The sequence below is a fragment of the Pseudoalteromonas sp. PS5 genome (assembly GCF_004103255.1).
Classification (GTDB): Bacteria; Pseudomonadota; Gammaproteobacteria; order Enterobacterales; family Alteromonadaceae; genus Pseudoalteromonas; species Pseudoalteromonas peptidolytica.
This window is the reverse complement of record NZ_RCSQ01000081.1, coordinates 32,733-55,495: the sequence shown is the minus strand read 5'-3', so window position 1 is coordinate 55,495 and position 22,763 is coordinate 32,733. Positions and strand designations below refer to the sequence as shown.

The 22,763-nt window shown below is 40.5% G+C and carries 24 protein-coding genes and 1 pseudogene; 5 read left to right on the top strand and 20 right to left on the bottom strand.

Features of this window, described 5'->3' with window-relative positions:
* Positions 1–110 precede the first annotated feature (110 nt).
* Positions 111–974 (top strand): sugar phosphate isomerase/epimerase, encoded by an 864-nt coding sequence (locus tag D9603_RS11460; RefSeq protein ID WP_241651643.1) that lies wholly within the window; start codon positions 111–113, stop codon positions 972–974.
* A 307-nt stretch (positions 975–1,281) separates the two neighbouring features.
* Here the strand turns inward: D9603_RS11460 and D9603_RS11455 are convergent, their stop codons facing one another.
* The 4 genes from D9603_RS11455 to D9603_RS11440 all read right to left on the bottom strand — a co-directional run bounded on the left by D9603_RS11455 (position 1,282) and on the right by D9603_RS11440 (position 5,022).
* Positions 1,282–2,412, bottom strand: coding sequence for a serine hydrolase domain-containing protein (locus tag D9603_RS11455; RefSeq protein ID WP_128731406.1), 1,131 nt, complete (start codon positions 2,410–2,412; stop codon positions 1,282–1,284).
* A 133-nt stretch (positions 2,413–2,545) separates the two neighbouring features.
* Entirely contained in the window at positions 2,546–3,295 is a 750-nt protein-coding gene (locus D9603_RS11450; RefSeq protein ID WP_128731405.1) for a type 1 glutamine amidotransferase domain-containing protein, read from the bottom strand.
* Between the two features lie 270 nt (positions 3,296–3,565).
* Positions 3,566–4,570 (bottom strand): hypothetical protein, encoded by a 1,005-nt coding sequence (locus tag D9603_RS11445; protein ID WP_128731404.1) that lies wholly within the window; start codon positions 4,568–4,570, stop codon positions 3,566–3,568.
* 50 nt (positions 4,571–4,620) lie between these two features.
* Positions 4,621–5,022 carry a VOC family protein gene (locus tag D9603_RS11440; RefSeq protein WP_128731403.1) on the bottom strand — a complete coding sequence of 134 codons (402 nt, stop codon included), beginning with the start codon at positions 5,020–5,022 and terminating at the stop codon, positions 4,621–4,623.
* A gap of 92 nt (positions 5,023–5,114) precedes the next feature.
* Between D9603_RS11440 and D9603_RS22115 the strand changes: the two are divergent.
* Positions 5,115–5,231: pseudogene (locus D9603_RS22115) on the top strand (IS110 family transposase); the annotation flags it as partial.
* Positions 5,232–5,259: 28 nt separating this feature from the next.
* On the opposite strand, the gene D9603_RS11435 reads toward D9603_RS22115, so the two are convergent.
* The 8 genes from D9603_RS11435 to rpsP all read right to left on the bottom strand — a co-directional run bounded on the left by D9603_RS11435 (position 5,260) and on the right by rpsP (position 13,036).
* Positions 5,260–5,721, bottom strand: coding sequence for a GNAT family N-acetyltransferase (locus D9603_RS11435; protein WP_128731402.1), 462 nt, complete (start codon positions 5,719–5,721; stop codon positions 5,260–5,262).
* Between the two features lie 590 nt (positions 5,722–6,311).
* Entirely contained in the window at positions 6,312–6,839 is a 528-nt protein-coding gene (locus tag D9603_RS11425; protein ID WP_128731401.1) for a hypothetical protein, read from the bottom strand.
* 172 nt (positions 6,840–7,011) lie between these two features.
* Positions 7,012–9,021 carry a methyl-accepting chemotaxis protein gene (locus D9603_RS11420; RefSeq protein ID WP_128731400.1) on the bottom strand — a complete coding sequence of 670 codons (2,010 nt, stop codon included), beginning with the start codon at positions 9,019–9,021 and terminating at the stop codon, positions 7,012–7,014.
* Between the two features lie 694 nt (positions 9,022–9,715).
* Positions 9,716–10,864, bottom strand: a complete 1,149-nt coding sequence (gene tyrA / locus D9603_RS11415; protein WP_128731399.1) for a bifunctional chorismate mutase/prephenate dehydrogenase — start codon at positions 10,862–10,864, stop codon at positions 9,716–9,718.
* 212 nt (positions 10,865–11,076) lie between these two features.
* Positions 11,077–11,436: a 50S ribosomal protein L19 gene (gene rplS, locus D9603_RS11410; RefSeq protein WP_125254081.1), complete on the bottom strand. Its 360-nt coding sequence runs from the start codon at positions 11,434–11,436 to the stop codon at positions 11,077–11,079.
* 33 nt (positions 11,437–11,469) lie between these two features.
* On the bottom strand, positions 11,470–12,237 hold the full coding sequence (gene trmD / locus D9603_RS11405; RefSeq protein ID WP_128731398.1) for a tRNA (guanosine(37)-N1)-methyltransferase TrmD: 768 nt from the start codon (positions 12,235–12,237) through the stop codon (positions 11,470–11,472).
* A complete protein-coding gene (gene rimM / locus D9603_RS11400) occupies positions 12,237–12,770 on the bottom strand; it encodes a ribosome maturation factor RimM (RefSeq protein WP_125254079.1) in 534 nt (177 codons plus the stop codon). The genes trmD and rimM overlap by 1 nt, the downstream gene beginning before the upstream one ends.
* A gap of 17 nt (positions 12,771–12,787) precedes the next feature.
* Positions 12,788–13,036 (bottom strand): 30S ribosomal protein S16, encoded by a 249-nt coding sequence (gene rpsP / locus D9603_RS11395; protein ID WP_017216164.1) that lies wholly within the window; start codon positions 13,034–13,036, stop codon positions 12,788–12,790.
* Positions 13,037–13,291: 255 nt separating this feature from the next.
* Between rpsP and D9603_RS11390 the strand changes: the two genes are divergently transcribed.
* Positions 13,292–15,007, top strand: a complete 1,716-nt coding sequence (locus D9603_RS11390; RefSeq protein WP_241651642.1) for a tannase/feruloyl esterase family alpha/beta hydrolase — start codon at positions 13,292–13,294, stop codon at positions 15,005–15,007.
* A gap of 49 nt (positions 15,008–15,056) precedes the next feature.
* On the opposite strand, the gene ffh is transcribed toward D9603_RS11390, so the two are convergent.
* Entirely contained in the window at positions 15,057–16,436 is a 1,380-nt protein-coding gene (gene ffh / locus D9603_RS11385; RefSeq protein ID WP_128731397.1) for a signal recognition particle protein, read from the bottom strand.
* Positions 16,437–16,644: 208 nt separating this feature from the next.
* Here ffh and ccsA point away from each other — a divergent pair, with 208 nt between their 5' ends.
* Entirely contained in the window at positions 16,645–17,451 is an 807-nt protein-coding gene (gene ccsA / locus D9603_RS11380; protein WP_128731396.1) for a cytochrome c biogenesis protein CcsA, read from the top strand.
* A gap of 68 nt (positions 17,452–17,519) precedes the next feature.
* Positions 17,520–18,797 (top strand): HlyC/CorC family transporter, encoded by a 1,278-nt coding sequence (locus tag D9603_RS11375; protein ID WP_128731395.1) that lies wholly within the window; start codon positions 17,520–17,522, stop codon positions 18,795–18,797.
* 504 nt (positions 18,798–19,301) lie between these two features.
* Here D9603_RS11375 and D9603_RS21645 read toward each other — a convergent pair.
* The 7 genes from D9603_RS21645 to D9603_RS11350 form a co-directional block, all read right to left on the bottom strand.
* Positions 19,302–19,448: a hypothetical protein gene (locus tag D9603_RS21645; protein ID WP_161972737.1), complete on the bottom strand. Its 147-nt coding sequence runs from the start codon at positions 19,446–19,448 to the stop codon at positions 19,302–19,304.
* Between the two features lie 99 nt (positions 19,449–19,547).
* The gene (locus tag D9603_RS11370; protein ID WP_128731394.1) at positions 19,548–20,420 is read right to left on the bottom strand and encodes a trypsin-like serine protease; all 873 of its coding nucleotides are present in this window, start codon (positions 20,418–20,420) and stop codon (positions 19,548–19,550) included.
* Between the two features lie 123 nt (positions 20,421–20,543).
* Positions 20,544–20,861 carry a hypothetical protein gene (locus tag D9603_RS11365; protein ID WP_170178644.1) on the bottom strand — a complete coding sequence of 106 codons (318 nt, stop codon included), beginning with the start codon at positions 20,859–20,861 and terminating at the stop codon, positions 20,544–20,546.
* 180 nt (positions 20,862–21,041) lie between these two features.
* Complete coding sequence (locus tag D9603_RS21830) at positions 21,042–21,218, bottom strand: hypothetical protein (RefSeq protein WP_170178643.1); 177 nt, start codon at positions 21,216–21,218, stop codon at positions 21,042–21,044.
* An 80-nt stretch (positions 21,219–21,298) separates the two neighbouring features.
* Positions 21,299–21,634 carry a hypothetical protein gene (locus D9603_RS11360; RefSeq protein ID WP_128731407.1) on the bottom strand — a complete coding sequence of 112 codons (336 nt, stop codon included), beginning with the start codon at positions 21,632–21,634 and terminating at the stop codon, positions 21,299–21,301.
* A 113-nt stretch (positions 21,635–21,747) separates the two neighbouring features.
* Positions 21,748–22,287 (bottom strand): hypothetical protein, encoded by a 540-nt coding sequence (locus D9603_RS11355; protein WP_128731392.1) that lies wholly within the window; start codon positions 22,285–22,287, stop codon positions 21,748–21,750.
* Between the two features lie 392 nt (positions 22,288–22,679).
* On the bottom strand, positions 22,680–22,763 hold the full coding sequence (locus D9603_RS11350; protein WP_241651644.1) for a transposase: 84 nt from the start codon (positions 22,761–22,763) through the stop codon (positions 22,680–22,682).

Sequence of the window (22,763 nt, the reverse complement as noted above, 5' to 3'; positions counted from 1 at the left end):
AGTTGTTCTAAGTGAGAAATTTTTAACGCTGTTAGCGTCAGATTTACTCCTTCAAATTGAGCAAGTATTAAGTCAAATTGGTATTATCTCTGCTTTTTCTTTTGGAGTAGATGATGTTTGTTAAAAGCACAAAACGATTAACGCAGGTACTACTGTTCATTGCTTTAAGTTTTATCTCACCACTGTATGCCAAGCCAGCTCTGCAATACTTACCTGTAAGTGTTCAGTTATGGTCGGTAAAAGATGAATTGACAAAAGACTTTGACGGTACCTTGCAAGCACTTGCAAGCATGGGATTTGAAGGTGTTGAATTTGCCGGAAACTTTGGCAGCTATACCGATAACCCAAGTAAATTAAAGCAAAGACTAGCTAAACTCGGCTTAGTTGCGAGCAGCGCGCACGTCGGCTTTGACGCGTTAGCTGAAGACAAACTAACAAGCACCCTGCTCTTTTACAAAACCTTAGGCGTATCTGCACTCTTTATCCCTTGGGATGAAAGAGCATGGAGTAACAATCATGTCCCAACATTTGTAAAGCAACTAAACTACGTGCACCAAGTTGCCAAACGTTACGATATGAAGATCGGATTTCATAATCATGAAAAAGAATTTAATGCGTACGCTGCTAGCACTTTTTGGGATTACATCGCCACCAATACCCCCAATGACTTGCCACTACAGCTTGATGTTGGCTGGGTGAATTATGCTGGTAAATCAGCCCGCGAATATGTTAAGCGATATGCAGGAAGAACTGTATCCACCCATATTAAAATACGCACGCACCAAGGGGACGGCAAAAGTCCAATTATTGGTGAAAATGCGTATCCATGGAAAACGCTCATCCAAACTATGCAGCAACACGGCGGCACGCAGTGGTTAGTGATTGAACAAGAAGAATATCCAAATGGCCTGACACCACTAGAAAGCGTCGCCCGTTCAAAAGCGAATTTAGATAAGATATTAGGTGAGCAATAAGCTGGAATAAATCTACTTGTAATGGTTAGCTAGAGCTGTCAGAAATTATAACGTCAACACATAAGTCACCTTTACCTTGAGCTCTAAAACCCACGAGGAGTCAAAGTTTGCTACAATTTTCCAATAGCTTGACCCCTCGATGATCTTTAACCCAATGTCTAAAGAGAGCGTCAGCAACCACCGACTTTGATCTGGCCTATATACTGACTTAATTTTCAATGCTATAGGTTCGTATATCATTAAGGCGTGCTAAGGCCGTAATAAGCGGTGAATAATTGTTGACTACAACGTACAACGAAGCCAGCGATTACAGCTCAGACTTTAAAGCTTTTTTATATTCAATTAAATGGTCAAAAACCTTATTTGAAATAGCTTCTAACTTTGGTTGAGTATTTTTTCCAGCTACATTGGTTGCAATGAAAATACCAATTTTTTTCTTCGGATAAATGGCAAGCCAGCTAGATGTGCCCATTGAACCACCACTATGGTATAGAACTTGTTCATTTGAATCATAGTTATTTGTGTACCAAAAAAATGCCATACCATGACCCGTCCAACTTTCATTCAGAAGTTGATGAGAAATAGCTACCTCAGGCTCTGCCGAAAGTTGGTGTTGAATATACTGCGTGATAGATTCAACGTTTGTAGTCAACCCTCCCCCAGCAAAACTATATGCACTGGACAGAGGCACTTGTTCACCATCTCTTATACCCACAGTAATTTCCCCTGGCTTAAAGTGAGTGCCTCTAAATTTCGTGTGCTGCTCTTTAGACTTAGCTGTGATGAATTCAGAAACCAATAAAGCAAAAGGTTTTTGATAAACAGATTCCAGAATATACCCTGCTAAATTAGTACCAACGCTTGAATACAAATAGTCCTCACCAGGTATAGAATTCAGCTTTACTTTTTTAAGATCCTCAAAGTAATTATCTCTGGAATAATTTGACATTTTTTCAAAAGCAACTGCAACGCCTTTAGCTTTGTCTTCACTGTTGTAAGCAAACTCTTGTGGGAGACCACTAGTGTGAGTCATAAGGTGTCGTAATGTTATATATTGATTAGACAGCTCTAAATTTTTGTATTCATTATTTTTGAGATAATGACGAATATCTTTATCAAGCTCAACCTTCCCATCCTGAATGGCTTTAGCAACAACTAAACCGGTATAGGTTTTAGTTATAGAGGCAATTTCATATATTGTCTGGTTATCAGGTGTATCTCCATTCCTTAACGTCCCTAAGTGATATTGGTAAGTATTCTCTGCATCTACAACAGAAATTGAGACCACCTGCCCAGGGTTGTCATCAATAAATTCTGTGATTTCCGCTTTCGTATTGGACTCAAAATTAATGGCATCATAACTTGCGCAAGAAGCCAACACTGCCATTAATGAGATGACAAATATCAATGATACAGACCGGGTTATTAATCGATTCACAAAAACTCCTAAATTTGAAGTGTAACCGGCATCTAGCGCTCTAATCAGAGACAACAAAATAACTGGTTAAAATTAGCGACAAAGAAGCAATACCAACCGTTTATTGTTCTTTGAGTTGGCTTGCTAAGCACTGTTACTGCTGCTTTAAGATTATCATTTCCTTTGCGACAAGTGCGGCTGAGGGCAAAAACATTGTTGAGATAACCCGTTGATCTGCAATCACTGCGTGTTTATTTTTTAGTGTTTTCTTATTTTGAGCGATAGCACCATTCTTATTAAGCTGACTTTCAATAAGAAAAGGCAAAAGTGTTCCTTGCTTTGCCCATGGCTTAGATAGTTCTGTGGAGTTAGGGAATCCTGCTACTTTTTTCCCTTTCACCAAAAACTCCCCATTAGATAATGTCACGTTTGCAATGCCTGCTGAACCATGACCACCAACACCGACCATACCACCTGATTCATAGATGCTACTTATAATGGAGTGAATTTTTTTATTATCTGCAACGTCAAACATGACACCGTAGCCACCACCGATGAATACTCCCCAATAGTCATTCGGTTCAATTTCAGAGGGTTTGAGTGAATTATTTGCTTTTTCTAAGAAGCCCTCATATTTGATGGTGTAACTACTTATCCCTAGCGGATCCATCATGAACTTAACTTCACCGCCATTGGGTGATACAAAATCAACTTCAAAGCCGTGGCTAACAAAAATATGATACGGAGGTGCAAATTCCCATAAGTTGTTTCTTGCATCATGTTTTTCAGGGTCTCCCATATCTACCATATTAGAAGCCACCATTAGTATTTTCTTTGTAGGCGCTGCTATGGCGCTGGTAGCAGATAAGGCAGCTGCTAGCATAATAGCGATAAAGAATTTCATAGTTTTCCTTTATAAATAACTAAAATCATTCTTTAGACGAGGCAAATGAGCAAAAGGTTTAAATTCTGAATTAATCTGGGAAATTAATGCCATCGTGACTAGCTAAAGTGACCTAGTGCGTGATTATTACTCATGTTTACATTGCTTAAATGTTGATAGTGAAAAGGCGAAGTGCCTGTCAGAAAAGCGCAAGTGATACGATGGCATAATCTGTTTAAGGACGAATATACCACGTGCATTATCTAGAAGTTTACGGCAATAACGTCGACTTTAACGAACGGCTCCCAGCCGTGATGCCTCAGTTGATAAAGTTGAGATAAATTGTTCGGCATTATCTACCCCAATGAAAACACTTTTAACACTCCCCACAGGTTCTACCAGTGTAATTTCAACATTAGGGAAACCCGAATAGTTATAGCGCTTTATAGACTTAGAGCGCCCCAAAAACCCTGTGCTCTTCTGAATTTTTGCTATATTACTTAACGGTATAACGAATGGTTGATAAAGGCCGTATCGAATGAATAAATGATTTCCCATCAAAGAAATAGGCCGTTTTGCAACAGCACGGTACTCCGCAAAGAAAAATACCAAGCTAAATATCGTCAGCAAGGTGACGATATTTGCCGCAAACGGAGACCAGATAAAATGCAGCAATAAATGTGCAATTGGCACTTCAAGTGCAATTAAAAAGATAAAACCAAGCAGATTGCTTTGTGCCCCATCTTTGTTGTGATACGTGAAGTGCTGCTCGCCACTGAAGTTTTTTGGCTGCACTCGCTTAGAAAAAAGCGCATAGGTCCACATTCGGGTTTCAAAACTCAGTAACTTTGCAACAGGGCCGTCACCAACATATTTTTTAATCGGTTTTTCAATGGCTTGGTCGGGGTCTTCAGACTTGCAAATGGCGGCTTTAATCGCAAGGTATACAGTTAAAATTGCAGCCAGTTCAAAAGCAAGCGTGATAGCCAATAAAACGTAGCGCCCATTTTCAAGATAATGCCAAATTAGCTTACTTTGTTCGGGAATAATGTAACTGCCGATAAGTACAGCCAAACACACTAAAATAACCGACTTTAAGAAGGCTTCTTTTCTATCTTCTACACAAAAAAAGCAGATAATTGGCAGCACAATCAACGCATCTAAAAGAAACAACCATTCAAAATTTGCACTGCCATAATCATTAAGCGAGCCATTAGATTGGTAATAGAACCCCCACCATAACGAAATACACACAAGAAATATTAGGGGCAATTTTGACTTAATGGAACGATTCACCGATACCTCCTTATCCAAACCTCAGGTTATGTACGTGTTACTTAACGACTCTATGTTAGTTGCAGTAAATCCCACTTGTTACCATAGAGATCTTGAAATACCACTACTGTGCCATATTCTTCAACTCTTGGTTCTTCATTAAATATAACACCTTGTGCCTTCATTGACTCATAGTCACGCCAGAAATCATTTGTTTGTAGAAACAAGAATACACGACCACCAGTTTGATTTCCTACTGCTTGCATTTGTTCTGGTGTACTCGCTTGAGCCAACAGTAAGTTCGTACCATTGGAGTTTGGAGGGGAGACTTGAACCCAGCGTTTACCGCCTCCTAAATCGCTATCTTCAACTAGCGTGAATTGAAGTTTTTGCGTGTAAAACTCTATCGCATCATCGTAATTTTCAACGACTAAAGCGATGTTTCCGATTTGCTGCTGAACCGTGTTAGACATGATCTTTTCCACAATTTTAAGACTTTTTAAAAAAGCGCATAATACCCGGTTAAAGTGTAGGCAGTCTAATAACAATGTGAGGTCAACATTAAAAATTGGTGGTTGCAGGAAACCAAAAAATTGCACTGATTGCCTGTGTTAGGAAGATAATTGTGATCTTAAATTCGATACTCAGAGACGGGATAATGTGGCAAGCACCACAAGCATAAAATTAGCTATTGACGCCATGGTCTCTTATTAGACACATAATTCAAGCTCCATATAAATACTCAATGGATCATATAGATAGCTTCCAAACTGTTTTCTTTTTCTAAAACCAAGTTTTTCATACAGATTGATTGCCTCAGACTGCTTGATACCTGTTTCGAGCCTTATAGCTGGGAATTTTTCTTCTTTAGCATATGCTATCAGAGCATTCATTATCGATTTCGAAATTCCTTTACCACGATAATTTGGCTTTACGTAAATACGCTTTAATTCACCATAAATACCATCGTTGCATTTACGAACAATTGCCCCACAACCTATAACTTCCTTACCATTTTTGACCCCGATAAAATAAACATCGTCGCTCATTAACTCTTCAATCGACAACAACTGATTGCTTTCCTGAGGATAAAGCGAGTTCATCAAGTCGTCTATCTCATTTACAACCGACTTCACACTTGCGGACTTAGGATCTAGTTCAATTATTTCCATATTCTTCCATGCTACGTTTGGCGCTCAACTGCTCATTAGCGTGTACTCTTGAATATCTCACTTATCCAAAAGATAAATAAAAATGAAATTCAAGTGAGCTTTATTTAATAATTTTAGAAAGTTAACAGTCTATGGTTAGCAATTCAATACACAAATTGCCCGCTACACACAAAAGCGACTTATCCGAGCTATTAGTTGGCTCGTTAAGAACAAGTTGCATCTCGCTGGTATTGTATTATTGACCTTAAGCCAGATAACAACGGGGATCAGCATCAAAAAATTGTTGTCGCCAAGCGATAAGCTTACCTGCACTTTCAAATATCCGTTTTGCTGACTCTTTGTGCTCTAAAAAAAGCAATTTGAATCTGCTCAAAGTTGATAATATCGGCAAGTCTTGTCTGCATTGCTAAATTTTGTGGTGAAAAATTGAAAACGTCATAACAACCAAGTTTAATTGCAGCTTATCTAAACTTTGAAGGACTTTGTTTAAAAGTTCGAGAAAAGGCCTCAGCACTATCACACTTGGTTTCAAGTGCGGACATATTGGGCCTTTCATGACAATATGGTGGTCTATTAGCCAAATTTAATGCTCAATTTACACTGACACGTTTGTCACATTTTCCACTAACTTCGGCAGCCTGCATGATTTGGCATAGCTGGTCATTTACCCAAGACAACGTAACTACATACCCGACATCATCCATAGGCTCCTCAAATATTTCACAACGCCCTAAAGAACCGATGGTTGTCATTACCTCCCCAGGTACTCGTGTATTCCAATGTTTATATAACTCGCTAACTTCACGGCAGTACTGGATAAAACCGCTGCTTTGTAGAGTGTCTTCTGAGAAATCACCTGCTTGCATCAAGTTTTCTAGATTAAGCAGCGGATCGATAAAATCATAGTAAGCAATATACTTCCCATACATTTCTTTACGATATTGTTCTTTTGCAGTCCAAATACCTGTTATGAGAGCTATAGCTGCCACTCCAAAAGCAAGCCAGCCTACCCCAGTGACTTTTCTAATTCCTGACTCGGCAGAATTCCATGTTTCACCACAAATAGACAACACTGTAGCTAAAAATGCTAATAATGGGACTAGAAAGCTTGCAAACATTGCTATTTCCCTAAATCTGCTAAACATAATGATTTTATGGTGCTAGCCTCTGCATTTCCTAATGGGAGCTAGCAACTTTATAATAGAGTAGATAACGAATACCCACGTCAAACTTTATTGATTTATAGCCAAAATGACGGTGAATATCGGCATTAAATTTTTACAATCGTAACTAACACTCTCTTTTACGATGCTTTCCTACTTGGCTCACTTGATATTGAGCAATGAGCTTGTCCATCACTTTAGCTGCACTTGCAATATCACGTGCGGCAATGCTTATCTGCTCTGCACCGGATACATTTTCCGTGGCTTTTTCAAATATTGCAGAGATATTTTTGCTGACCTCATCAATTGCATTGCTTTGTTGTTGCGTGTTGTTTGAAACAGACTCTGTGACTAACTCTACTTGTTGTGCCTGTTCAACAATTTGTTGCAAAGCTATTTTGATCTCTTTTGCACGTGCCGCAGCTTCTAGCGCGTTTTCTTTGCCCTGTGTGATAACATTGGATGCTTCTGATGAACTACTTTGAAGCTCAGATACTAGCGCGGAAATTTCTTCAGTCGAGTTTTGAGTACGACTGGCAAGGCTGCGCACCTCGTCTGCAACAACAGCAAAACCTCTTCCTTGTTCTCCAGCCCTTGCAGCTTCGATAGCTGCATTCAATGCCAATAAATTTGTTTGCTCAGCAATACTTCTAATCATATCAACCATCGATGAAATACTCCCCACTCGATTGTTAAGTTCATCCACCGTAGTTGCGGATCGCTCCATATCATTTGATGCTTGCTGAATAACATTTACAGCATCCTCCACAACTTGCTGTCCTTGTAAAGACTCTTGTGTCACAGTTTTAGCTGCGGTGGCATTTTCATGCATGGAGTTTGCAATGACTTGTATGTTAGCGCTCATTTGTTCTGAAGCAGATGCAATAGTTTGGATCCCTGATTGTTGACTAATTAGGTTATCTTGGCTTTGCTGAATGGCAGTAGCTGTCTCTTCTGACGAATTGGTTATGCCCATTGAGACTCTAGCAAATTCAACCAAATCGTCCTCAAATTGCTTCGTTAGATTGTTAATGCTTTTTGCTGATTGCCCTAACTCATCCTCGGTGACTACTTTAATTTCATGACCTAAGTCTTTTTTGACTCGAGCAATTTCAATACCCTCAGCAATCATTGCTGATTGTTGCTTACGCAGGCGAATCGCAAAAAACAATGCTGCAGTAATAAAAAAGCCAATTATTAATATGATAAATTCTACTACCAAGACCAACACGGCATGCTGTTGAATATCAATAGCTGTTTTATCAACCAATGTTAATGCTTTTTCTTCTGCCTCTTTTAGTATGTTGATTCGCTCTGTCGCAGCTTTAAACCATGCTTCAGCGCTGAGGTTAAAGCCGTCATTTTTATCAGCAACACTTTGCCTGAAGACGTCAACGGTGCGCATCGATGAATGATTCAACGCTTGTTTGAATAATTCACGCATTTGTGGAGGAGAGGCTTCTAACGCTTCTTCAAGGTATACGGCTTGTTTGGTTATCAGAGCAACATATTTGTTTTTCAGTGAAGGTGTAAATGTATTAGCACTAAGCACATTAGACAAAACTGCGCGCTCTATACCAGCTGATTCCTTGGCATTTGAAAAGTTATATATTGCGACTAATTCAGTAGATATAGTGTGATCGTTGCTCAGTCTCGAGGCCTTGATAACGATATGTAGAGCCTTTAGGTTAATATCTGTGTAATACTTTAGCGCTTCTGAAATAGGCATAGAAAGAGAATCGATACTAGAACGTACACTAGATAAACGAGAGAATTTACTCTCAAACTCTATCAGCTCTTGTGCCATTTCTGGCATAAGATCCCACTTTTGCTGTTGTTGCTTTAGTTTTGCAATTGCACTATCGGTAAGATTACGTTGCAGCCTTAAGTTTTGCTCAAACTTAAGACCTTGAGAGCCAATGAAGCCTGCTGATGCTCCCCGCTCTTTTTGTGTTTCATGGATCACATTTAAAACTGCATGGCTTAAAAAGGCATTATACTCTGCGTCATATGCGTCCTTCATTCTTTTGGCAGATACTGATACATCATAAAAAATGACAGCGCCAAGTAACATACATGGCATCAATACCATTAACGTCATATGGCTGGAAACAACACGAGCGAGAGATTTAAACATTATGCCACCACTAAAAGTTGGAGTAACAAAAAATTTAACAGCGATGATGACTATACGTTCACCGTTGCATACAAAAAACAGCCGAAATAAAAGATCAGGATGGCGAAATATCACCTCTACATGTCATGCAAAGAGATATCGTTGAGTGTTGTAAAGAGATAATCTGGCGAGTATAAGCGCTGAAAAAATATAAAGGCATCATTGATTCTACTTCAAACTTATTTATCTTTTTATAGTCTCTAGAAGTGTTTGTTGTCAATAAATGCAAGGCTAATCCTTACAGATAATTAACCTTTTGAACTGATAATTTAATATAGTCCAAATAAAATGATACTGTAGTCATCAAGTTAGCGGTAACTTACGCAAGTTACTCGGAAGAAACTTTTAGAGTAAATGCTATCTATAATGGTTTAAAAAATTCAAGTTTCTAGCTAGAGAACCACGAGAAATATTTCACCACAAACCCAAGATACCCAGCAGTAATTACGCACTCTGAAGCTATGATGTTTGTCATGGTAAAAACACCCTCATGTACAAATCAATCACACCTACGCAACATTCGTTTGCCGTGATAGAGCCGTTACTACTTTGCCCTGAGAACAAACAAAGTATTACATACCAGCTCAAATTGTTGTCCATAATGCTTCGGTGTAAAGCTATAATGTTTAACTCATTGAACTGGCATACCTAAAAGCTAAATACTTTCCTCATAATCCAACACTTTAGCGTCATTGGCTTTGTTAAGCAGGCCTCGGCTTTGTGATAGAAAGTGTTTCGCGCTTTCTGAGAAATACTGTTTGGCCTCTGAAAAAGACTGCATTAGGCCTTCTTTGTCGCCCTGCTGCAACTTCGTCAGTGTTTGTTCGAAGGTATCTTGATAGCTTGCTAAAAGCCCTTCAACATCATTAAATTGCGCAAGCATAATATCAGAGTACAGCTCTGGCGATTGCGCAAATAGACGCCCGACCATCATCAATTCTAATTGGTAAATTGGCGATGAGCAGCTTCTTAGCTCCTTCAGTGAATGGCATTGCTTAGATAAAAACTGCCCGTATACAAAAGTGGTTAAGTGGCGCATAACTTGGATAATCTGCATAGATTGATCATGCTTTTTAGCGTCCATTGGCACCAGCTGGCTTCCCCAAATTCTCAGCTGTTTGATTAGCCCTTCACACTGTTTTGGCATGCGTCCTTCACACACAACTATGGTCTGTTTAACCCAATGTGATATATCAGGGCCGAACATTGGGTGCAGCCCCACAACAGGGCCGCTATGCTTGTTCAACAGCACTTTTAGCGGCGCCTGTTTCACCGAGGTAATATCAGCGAGAATACAATCATCAGGTAGCGCAGGCAGTGCATTAACAACTTGCTCTAGTGCGTTAATTGGTACGCTCACCAACACCAGTTTTGCATCACTTAGTAACGCAGTAGCCTCTGATTGATTATCTTTATCAAGTATTCGTATCTCATAACCGGAGCGTTTAAACTGTTTCGCAAACAGTTTACCCATGGCACCTTGACCCCCAACGATCACAATAGGTGACATTATTGGTGCTGCACACGCAAGCTCACTTTGTTGGTTTTCGTAGGCTTCTCGCATCATTCTGCGCAGAATATCCTCGACAAGATCAGGGTTAACCCCTTTGTTCTCGGCTTCTACACGGCGTGCTTTGATAAGCTCAGCCTCGCGCTTTGGCACGTGCAGTGGCGCGCCTTTTTGCTGTTTTATTTTTCCAACTTGCTCGGTCAATACTTTACGCTTTGCAAGTAATGCGACAAGTTCGCTATCACACTCATCTATTGCAACGCGTATTGCTTCTAAATCATTAGCCCCATTCATGATGTAAACTTATATATACGGTAGTAAATTAAATAATACACCGAGTCTAACAAGAAGTAAGCCGCATTAAAAGTAAGCTACCATGAAAATATCATGACAAAAGATGTGATATGAGAGTGAGTATTTACAGAATGGGAATAATGAGCAGGGCTAAAACCAAAACAGGCCGCATATAGCGGCCTGTTTTATCTGCATTTGATAAATGCGACGTATTAGTTAAGTTTCTCTTTAATACGTGCAGATTTACCAGAACGCTCACGTAGGTAGTAAAGCTTAGCACGACGAACCGCACCACGACGCTTAACTGTTACGCTGCTGATAAGAGGGCTGTGCGTTTGGAATACACGCTCAACACCTTCACCGCTTGAAATCTTACGAACAGTGAAAGATGAGTGTAGACCACGGTTACGCTTAGCGATTACAACACCTTCAAAGGCCTGTAGACGCTCTTTGTTACCTTCTTTAACGCGTACCTGTACAACAACTGTATCACCAGCGCCGAACGCAGGTACGTCTTGCTTAAGCTGTTCAGCTTCAAGCTCTTTAATAATATTTTGGTTTACTTTTGCCATTTTATTTCTCACATTCCTAGGTGTAACTGTCTTCTAGCCACAAGCTTGGTCATTCTCTTGCTGAAACTCAGCAAGTAATGCCGCCTGCTCCTCAGTCAGAGCTAGGTTACGCAACAAGTCAGGACGACGTTGCCAAGTTCTACCCAAAGACTGCTTTAAGCGCCATTTGGCTATTTCTTGGTGGTTTCCGCTGAGTAATACAGCAGGCACCTTTTTATCATCCAATGTTTCCGGCCGAGTATAATGAGGACAATCTAACAAGCCATCCGAAAATGAATCTTGTTCAGCTGATTGGTTGTGACCTAGTACGCCTGGCACTAATCGTGCGACTGCATCAATTAATGTCATGGCAGGTAACTCACCGCCACTCAGTATAAAATCACCAATGGACCATTCTTCATCTATAAAAGACTCGATGATCCGCTCATCAATACCTTCATAACGACCCGCAACTAGTATCAACTTTTCAGATTTCGCCAATTCTGACGCACCTTGCTGATCTAGTTTTCGCCCTTGAGGGGACATATAAATTACTTTAGCACCATCACCTGCTGCCGCTTTGGCATCAAGAATGGCTTTTTTGAGAGGCTCAACCATCATTAGCATTCCAGGACCACCACCATAAGGTCGGTCATCCACAGTTCTATGCTTGTCAATGGCATAATCTCGGGGGTTCCAGCAATTAAACTCAATCAAGCCGTTTTTCACAGCTCGACCCGTTACGCCTTGCTGAGTTATCGCATCAAACATTTCAGGAAAAAGTGAAACCACCCCAACCCATAGCTTTTGCTGATCACTCATTAAAACGCTGGATCCCAATCTACAGTAACTTTTCTCTCTTCATGGTTAACGTCCAAAATAACAGAGTCTGTTAAGAATGGAATTAACCTTTCAGATTGCCCAAACGCATCTTTTTTGTTTGCTTTCACAACCAAAACGTCATTTGAGCCTGTCTCCATCAAGTCATCGACTACGCCTAAGTCGTAACCTTTATTTGTTACGACCGACATGCCGATAAGATCTCGCCAATAAAACTCCCCTTCAGGTAATTCAGGAAGCTGCTCAGCATAAACAGCGATTTCTGCATTGGTATAAGCCATTGCCTCATCTCTGTCGTTTACTTGCGCAAATTTAGCGATATATCCCTTGTTGTGACGACGCCAGTCGCTCACTTCAAGGTTTTGCCATTTACCTTGTTGCCCTATCAACCATGGGCTGAAATCGAAGATCCCTTGGGGATCATCAGTAAATGAATGCACCTTAAGCCAACCCTTGATGCCATAAGGAGCACCAAGCTTACCAACAACGATTGTCGAGGTTTTACTTTGACTCATGGTTACACTTACGCCTATTAAGCCGCTTTACGAGCGTCTTTAACCAGCTTAGCAACGCGATCTGAAAGAGATGCGCCTTGACCTACCCAGTGATCAACACGAGATAAATCTAAACGTACTTTTTCTTCCTGACCTGCTGCGATCGGGTTAAAGAAACCTACTTTCTCGATGAAACGACCGTCACGCGAGAAACGGCTATCCGCAACCACGATTTGATAGAATGGACGCTTTTTAGCGCCGCCACGTTGCAAACGAATAGTTACCATACCGTCCTCTACATAGATTGACTGTTTTCATTAATAAGTTTGTACTTCCCACTACGGGAAGCTCGGGCATTTTACGCATTTTCACGCGCAATGCAAGTAAATTCCAAAGCCAAGCGCGGATTTCGCTCAGCAAAACACAAAAGTAAAGTTTACCTCAGCACCACCATCTCATTTTAGGTACAAGCACAGACGGTGTGTAAGCACGGTAAAAGGCAAAACGCACTGTTATTTTTTGTTATTAAGGAAAGTAATCACATGATCCGAATAAGGATGAAAACACACCGCATAGCACAGCGCTTCATCGGCGTAGCTCTTCTTGGTACGGCCAGTTTAACCACACACTCAGCTTTCGCCGCAAATAATGACACAGCGACAGCCTGTAAGCTATTACGCTTTAGTGACTACTCCCAACTGGAAAATGGTAACGCGGCAACAAGTATTACTAATGCTGAATATATCCCAAGTCAAACCCTTGATGCCGATACTGAGCTTTGGACGTATAAATATAGTCGGTTATTAGGTGCCCCGATTCCCAAAGGGACAAACACGCTCCCTGCACATTGTTTAGTCGAAGGCTATGCAGCACCAACGATACGCTTTCAGCTGAGATTGCCACTGGATCAAGCTTGGAATAAACGCTTTTTACTCAATGCTTGTATGGGTTTTTGTGGCGAAGTATCAAACTACCCCACGATGGCAGGGATCATACGTAACTACGCCACCATGTCTCATGATGGCGGCCATACCGCAGCCGGATTTGATGGCTTGTGGGCTAAAAATAATGTGTCGTTAAAGGAAGATTTTGCCTATCGAGCAAATCATGTGGTAGCGGTTGCGGCAAAAGCTATCATTGAACGCTTTTATGCCAAGCCTCCAACCTACTCATTTATTTCAGGTTGCTCAAAAGGAGGTCATGCAGGCATCATGGCTGCTAAGCGTTACCCTAACGACTTTGATGGGGTAATCGCCAGAGGACCAACAATTAACTACACCAAAGTCAACCTGATCAACTGTATGGATAATGCCAAAGCAATATTGGATGAAAACGACAATGCACTGCTCGACGCCAGCTACACAGATTTTATCTCACAGGCTGTCATGGCAGCTTGCGATCATAAAGATGGTTTGGTTGATGGGTTGATCAGCGATCCAAGACGCTGTGATTTTGACCCGCAAACGCTAATATGTGAAAACAACAGTTCTAGTAAGTGTCTAACGCCACGTCAGGCCAATGCAATCAAAGAGGTATATGCCCCTTCCTACGACCAACAAGGCAACGTCATTTATGGTGGCCTACCTTATGGCTCTGAACCGGAGTGGACAGGCTGGCTATTCCCAGAAGCACCATTTATCAAACCTTACCACTACTATGCCGCAACCGAATATTTGAAATACCTTGCGTTTCCTCAAGAGAGATATCACCAAGGCAATTGGAGAAGTTTTTCTTATAACAATGAAGTCGGCGAACTCTCGTCTGTTTCAAGCTTTATGGATGCTGACCACCCTGATCTGACCGGATTTAGAAATAGCGGCGGCAAAATGATAGTACTACACGGATGGTCAGATGCGGCAATTCCTGCTTACGCAACGATTGACTGGTACAACTCAGTAATCAACTACATGGGCAAAGATAATACATACGACTTTGCGCGGCTATTTTTACCCCCTGGGCTTGTTCATTGTGGTATTGAAGGGCCAGGTGCTGAAACCTTTGATGCCATAGCTGCGTTAGAACACTGGCTAGATACTGGGGTAGCACCAGATGCACTGATGACACAAAAAGAAGATACGCAGGGTAATATTATTTTCACTCGCCCTGTATATCCATATCCGCAAGAGGCGCAGTACATTGGTAGTGGTGATCCTAAAAAAGCTGAAAACTTTAAACCCTTTGTGCCCGATTTTACTAATAAATCAATATCCGTTACCTCTAACGAGTCTGGCGATATAATTGGCAAACGAGTTAGATAAAGTAAAAAGGCGAGCAGTGAGGTGCTCGCCTTTTGTAATATAAACAGTGTTAGAACTTAGGTCCACCACCACCGAACATACCTGGTGGCATCATCCCTTTCATGTTCTTCATCATCTTCATCATACCGCCCTTACCCTTCATCTTTTTCATCATTTTTTGCATTTGGGTAAATTGCTTCAGCAGCTTGTTGATGTCTTGTACTTGTGTACCAGAACCGGCTGCAATCCGCTTCTTACGAGAACCTTTGATGATTTCAGGACGCGCGCGCTCTTTAGGTGTCATTGAGCTGATAATGGCTTCCATTTGATTAAAGGTCTTGTCATTCACTTGGCCTTTTACTGCATCGGGAAGATTTGACATGCCCGGAAGCTTGTCTAGCATCGACATCATACCGCCCATGTTTTTCATTTGACGTAGCTGCTCTGCAAAGTCTTCCAATGTGAAGCCATCGCCTTTAAAGACTTTTTCAGCCACTTTTTGAGCTTTGTCTTTATCGACTTTCATCTCTACTTCTTCGATAAGGGACAATACATCACCCATACCTAGGATCCGAGATGCAATTCTATCTGGATGGAATGGCTCAAGCGCATCCGTCTTCTCACCTACACCGATAAACTTTATAGGTTTGCCCGTAATGTGACGAATTGACAATGCTGCACCACCTCGCGCATCACCATCTGTTTTAGTTAAGATCACACCACTTAGCGGCAGCGCTTCATCAAACGCTTTTGCCGTATTTGCAGCATCCTGACCCGTCATTGAGTCGACCACAAATAAAGTCTCGATAGGATTAATCGCAGCATGTAAATCTTTGATTTCATCCATCATGTCTGCATCAACGTGCAAACGACCAGCGGTATCTACAAGTACCACATCAATAAATTTTTTCTTAGCGTGAGAAATTGCACCCGTTGCGATATCAATTGGCTTTTGTGAAATATCACTAGGGAAAAACTCGACGTCGACTTCAGCGGCTAAAGTTTCAAGCTGCTTGATAGCAGCGGGACGATAAACGTCAGCACTGACCACCAGCACAGATTTCTTTTTGCGCTCTTTTAGGAACTTAGCCAACTTACCAACACTGGTGGTTTTACCCGCACCTTGAAGGCCAGCCATCATCACAACCGCTGGCGGTTGAGCATTTAAGTTCAGCTCTTCATTGGCCTCACCCATAGACTTTTCAAGTTCTTCACGAACAATCTTGATGAAAACCTGGCCTGGGCTCAGACTTTTTGTGACTTCAACACCAACCGCACGTTCTTTTACTTGTTTTACAAAGTCGCGCACAACTGGCAAGGCAACGTCAGCCTCAAGTAGCGCCATGCGGACTTCACGGAGTGTTTCTTTAATATTGTCTTCGGTTAATCGGCCACGGCCACTAATGTTTTTGAGCGTTTTTCCTAAACGCTCTTGGAGGTTTTCAAACATGTATCGGTTCCAAAATCTCGAAATTAACGGGCATTATACTGATATGCGAGCGACTAATACAGTATTCAAGCTGATTGTTCTGCTTTTTACGCTTTCCTTGCACTAAAATAAGAATAAGTTAATAGATTGAAATAAAACTCTATGCAAGCGAAGTGGCTTTAAATACAATAGCCGTAAAGGAAAACCAAAAAATTGAGCATTTATCTTTATGTTGATTGTTAGCTTGTCATTAATCGCCTGCCTTTTTTATTCCATGGCCACCAGTCATGTTTTGTCGCGCTTATTTGACAAACAAGGACCTAATCAAAAGAAGACCTTAATATTAAGTACCGTTGCTATTTTGACCCACATGCTCGTGTTGGTAAACTCTGTATTTACTCATCAAGGTCAAGACCTCAGCACGGTAAATGTCGCACTATTAACCTGCTGGGTTATTGTGGTTTCAGTAACCACGGTATCTTTGCGTTTTCCTGCAACCTTACTGCTTCCTGTTGTGTATGGATTTGCAGCAATTTTACTCTTAGCTAGTCTGTTTATCCCGCATCATATTATTATGGGTACCATAAACGTAGATATTGGCTTAGTGCTACATATTTCATTATCGCTATTGGCATACTGCGTACTTATTATTGCGACACTCTACGCTATCCAGTTTATGTTTATCGATAAGCGTCTAAAACAAAGAGACTTGGCCATCATGACGAGCCACTTACCACCGCTTATGCAGGTAGAGAGGCAGCTTTATCAGCTATTGTTTGTGGGCACTGGACTACTTACGCTCGCTTTGGCTTCTGGTTTTTACTTTTTAGACGGCATGTTCGCCAAAGAGACTATCCATAAAACCATATTGTCTATCGTGGGCTGGCTTATCTATGTAGTAATAGCTTTTGGACATCGTGTGTTTGGATGGCGTGGTAAGCCGGTTGTTATCTCTATCATCACCGCTTCTGGTGTCGTTACGCTTGGGTACTTTGGTAGTCGCTTTATACAAGAAGTGATTTTAGGCAAGTTTTAAACTTTAACTTGACTATCGTAACTCACTAACGCTTAATACGCTTTCGTAAGTAAAAAAGGGATCCACTGTTGGAAGACATATCGACCAGCGCCTTGTTTATTATACTCGGTGTGCTCATTTTGATGTCGGCTTATTTTTCTAGTTCAGAAACCGGTATCATGTCAATCAACCGTATTCGCCTGCGACATCTTGAAAAAGAGAATCACCGTGGCGCGAAGCGTGTAAGTAACCTCCTCAACCGTCCAGACAGACTGATTGGTCTGATCCTGATCGGAAATAACCTTGTCAACATAGCCGCCGCTCAGGTCGCAACAATTATCGGATTACGCCTTTATGGCGACATGGGTATTGCTGTCGCGACTTTCGGTCTTACACTTGTGGTGCTTATTTTTGCTGAAGTCACACCAAAAACATTAGCTGCGCTATATCCAGAAAAAGTCGCATTCCCTAGCTCTGTTATTCTTAAAGTATTATTGAAAGTACTATTCCCTTTGGTTGTTGCAACCAATTGGATCACCAACGGCATGCTACGTTTGGTTGGTATCACACCACAAGAAATTGAAGAGCATAGTCTCAGTAAAGAAGAATTAAAAACCGTGGTGAATGAGTCCAGTGCAATGTTGCCTTCCAACCACCAAAATATGCTGACTTCTATTCTCGATTTAGATCATGTTACTGTGGAAGACATCATGATCCCACGAAGTGAAATCAATGCCATTGATATTAACGACGAGTGGAAAGACATTGCCCGTCAGTTAACCAATGCTCAACACACTCGTGTACTACTTTACCGTGACCAAATTGACGATGCAGTAGGCTTTATTCATGCCAGAGATGCACTACGCCTACTGACCAAAGAACAATTTGATAAGCCATCGCTACTGCGAGCAGTGCGAGAAATCTACTATGTCCCAGAGAATACCTCGTTAAATACTCAGCTCATCAAGTTCCAAGAAGCAAAAGAACGCATCGGGCTTGTGGTTGACGAATATGGTGATATTCAAGGCTTAGTAACGCTTGAGGATATACTTGAGGAAGTTGTGGGCGACTTTACGACAACGCAGACGCGTGCACCGAGTGAAGACGTCAACATGCAACACGACGGCACAGTAATGGTAGAAGGCAGTGTCAACATTCGTGACTTAAACAAAGAGATGGATTGGGACTTACCTACAGAAGGCCCTAAAACCCTAAGCGGCTTGATTGTCGAGTACCTCGAAGACATTCCTGATGCCCCGCTAAGCTTACGTGTCGACAACTATCGTATGGAAGTGGTTGAGATCAAAGAGAACATGATTAAGCAAGTAAAGGTCTCACTAGAGACTGAAACAACAAAACACAGCTAATACTAAAAGGCGAGCTAGTTAGCTCGCCTTATTTGTACTTAGCTGTATCTGCTAGGCTTTGTTACCATACTATCAAAAGCCATTACTGCAGGAAGTCAAAAGGCCCAACCAAGGTGTAACGCTCGCAATACCAATACCAATACCAATACCACATCACCTTAATCACTACAATGAACGCATTTAGGCTAATTAATCGCTATTTTTTGTAAAGTAACTCGTGACTAACGAGTTAACTGAGTATAGCGTGACAGTTGTTAAGGCAGAGACATGACTTGCTCTGATAATCTCTATTCAGCCACTTGTTAGAGTTCTCATGGTGTGTCAACAAGCTCTAATTCAGTGCTGTAACTGTAATGAGCATTTCAACAGTGCCGGGAAGTAAGTATCTCTTATTTTTGTATTTCTTTCCTCCTCAGAATTGCTGGTAAATTCAAATACGCTAATCCTTAAAGTCCCAGTATCAGGCAGGTCTTCATAAAATGTGCCCTGGACGCCAAACTCGTCCTAGACTTCCCAGTTCGTGAGGATTTGAAATGAAATGGCATCTCGATAGTTGACTGTTTTCATATTTTGAATTTCTAACCCATTAGCAAATGGAGTGAGAGGTACAAACAGAAGAGATAAAATACTCATACGTAGCATTTTTATCATAAAGAGAATCCTAACGCCGCTTTAAGCGGCAAGTAGTAGCTTGTCAAAGTATGAAATGAAACAGATCAAACTGTTTCGAGTCCAACTTAAAAACCCTTGCTAGGTTTTGTTTCTGTATGCCAAGATTGTGTTATCGATCCATTGATTGTATGACGAAATTCTGACAAATACGGAAACGGCGCCATACTTTCCTCCGACATACCCCTCTAAATCACCTTCGTACTCTTGCCAGCTTGCTAATCCGATCAGCAAAGGTATGCCATTTCGTATCATAATTGCAGGACCTCCACTATCACCAGAACCAACATTTCCTTCTAGAGGAAGTGCATCATCAGCTTTATCGAACCGGAACATAAGCCAGCTTTCATTTGCTGACTCTATAATATTTTTATAATTATTGAGTGTTCTATTAGCTTGAGTTTCGTCTAGATCTGTAAACGGAGATCTTATCGTGTTTGAAATACTTTCCCAAAGAGAAGGCACTTTAGTTGTCAATATTTCTCCCGTCAGACCTGTGCCAGTTGCTCCCCTACCAAATATCGTGACTTCCTCACCTATTTCTTTATTATCATAGTATCGAGATATAGGTTTTAAGTGTTCAACTGGTTCAGCTAATTTGAGTAGCACTATATCATCTCGACTGCTCAAAAAATCTATTAATGGCTTAGCAGCTCCTGGCCCCCAATTACCTGGATCTTCTTTGTATCCATGATGAAAGATAACCCTTTCAATTCTATTTTCTACGCCGTGCAGCATTATAGGTTTATCGTGATAATCGTAAAAGACTACATGCGCAGCAGTGACCAACCAGTATTTATCAATAAGAACAGCAGCTCCTTCATGCGGCATATCAATAAAAAAATCAGGGATCTTTTTAACTTCATACATTTCTGGCTGAACATCATGTCGTTTAACAACTGCAGGGCAAGCGAATGAAATTATAAGGAATGTAATAGTAAGTATTTTAATCATGCTTATTCCTTTGAGTAAGTACTGACGCGTTAATAAATGGCGTAAAATAGCTGGCTTTACAACGCAAAGAATGAGCGCAAGCCTACGGTTTTACGTCCACTTTTTAATTAACTTTTTATATTCCTAATATTCTTCGCCTTCATCACCAATGACTTTTGCACTAAGTAGCCGAGCTAGTTTTTTAGCTTTTTTAATTTGAGCCTTATCGCTACCGAAGGTGATACTGCCATTAGCATAACTAAAGTTGTACTTTCTTCTTAATATTGGGCTCGTCCAGATGCAACTGTTTGGTGTTTGAATTTCAATAGCTTCTCCCGTCTGTGGGTTCGTGGTTATAGCAACATGCTGAACCGTTAACGATGAGTCACTTTCACAAATTGCGAGCCATTCGGTCTCAGAGATTTGGTTTTCACGCTCAATATGTAAGGTATAAGACGCCACAACATTCCAACTTGTTAAAATGTAAGCACAACTAAAAGCTTGAGTATATTTGCCTAGAAACATGACATCCTGTTACGGGGCTGATAATGTTTGACTAAAATGTGTAGCGAGGCGAACCCGAACCAAATGCTAGCAGTCTCACTTGAACAGCTCGTTATGTCATACTTAGCCACGAGTTAATTAAGCGAATAAATTTTTCAGCCAGTCAAAAGTAAGTGCGGTGGTAAACACTTTTAAAGCGATTAAACCAATAAAAACAAATACGAGACCAACCTTAATTGCTTTGCTGTCAATCTTATTCCAAAACAATAATTTAGCTTTTGCCTCATTTTTTAATTCATTCATAGCTTCTTTCATAAAGCTCCTTTTTATTTAATCTTATATTAATTTCTGAGCTTATTTTTCGTACAACATAACCCTTACTGTAAACGGCTTTGTTAACTGTACTTTACCAGAACTTCTTTAGCAAACCGATAAAAACAAACTGCGGCTAATAGTGTGAAAATAGAGGGTATAAGAAATACCGAAACCTCAATTAAGCCAAGCTCTTCAGAATTCTCTACAATTGAGCTCGCTACAAACGAAGAGAAAATTGTAGCAACAATAGAGATTTTAACTCCTTTGGCATGCTTACTTTTTGTAACTTTATCGAGCTTAACAAATGCGAAGAGTACTATGAAAAGAGCAATTAAATAAGTAAAAGTATCTACTATCATCACTGCAAACTCAGCCAGTGATATCCCATACATATTTTTGATAATTTCTACGAACATTTCCACTACTCGGTTTTCCTTGTACAGCTAACGCTAAGATAAGCGGAAAAATACAGTTCGACTAAACTGCCCGGAGCGCTAGCCAACTGTAATTTTTCCGTTTGAGCACCTTATTAGCTTTCTTGCATTAATTTTGAAAATTCAGGGTGATTGACTGTTGCTTTAATTAAATCTTGTACTGCAGGGGACAAGGCATCTGCTGTAGCATTACACGCAGTGATTGCGTCAAAACCACTCTTAAATGAATATTTATTATTAACAGTTAAATTAGTTCCATTCGTTGATTTCAATTTAAGACCAATTTCCCAATACCCACTGGTTAAACCTGAAATTGATGAAAATTCAATTTTTGTAATATCACCCGTAATTTTAACATTATCTTTTGAATATTTATCAGCCATCTTCAATTCATCATTGAAAGCTTTAGTAATAAATTGCGGAATCGATAAACCATCCGCAGGTTCAATTGGCCCCATTAGACGACAATTTGAACTAAATTTTGCAGGTTGATTTAATGATGCAAATTCGCCTTTAATCTCCGTTAGACTTTTTAAAGTTTGAATATTATCTACAGAAACAGCGTAGCGTGGCGGTTGCATTGTTGAACACGCACTTAATGCTAAAATACTTGCTGCTAATACTACTTTTTTCATTTTTCTGCCTTTTTGTTTTTCGAATGTATGATTAGAACCCGATTGAAAACAACGCTCCTAAAAGCGGCGGTTAATAGTTGGCTAAAGCTGGCGGCGAAGGAGCGCGAGCCTGCTGTTTTGTGTCCTTGGCTTTACAGCATTGTTAACTTTTTGTTTTTGCCACATATTCTTTAATATCAAAAGTTTCAAATTTCTGTTGAATATGTTACTCATCAGAATACTTATCAATGTAATTTGCACATAATATTAAGCTAACTGGGCATAATATTATACTTTAAATCTATAGGAAGTAATATTTGTAACGTCTGGATCATAAGGAATTATGTAAAAAGCAAGATAACTTTTAGGGTTATCAAAGTGAAATAGAAATGATAGCCTTTTTCTATCTCACTTCATTGAACCTTATCGAGCGTACCGGCAGGGATTAAACAATATAAGTGAATATGCTGACTTAAATTTTGCCTCCAAGTATGCAC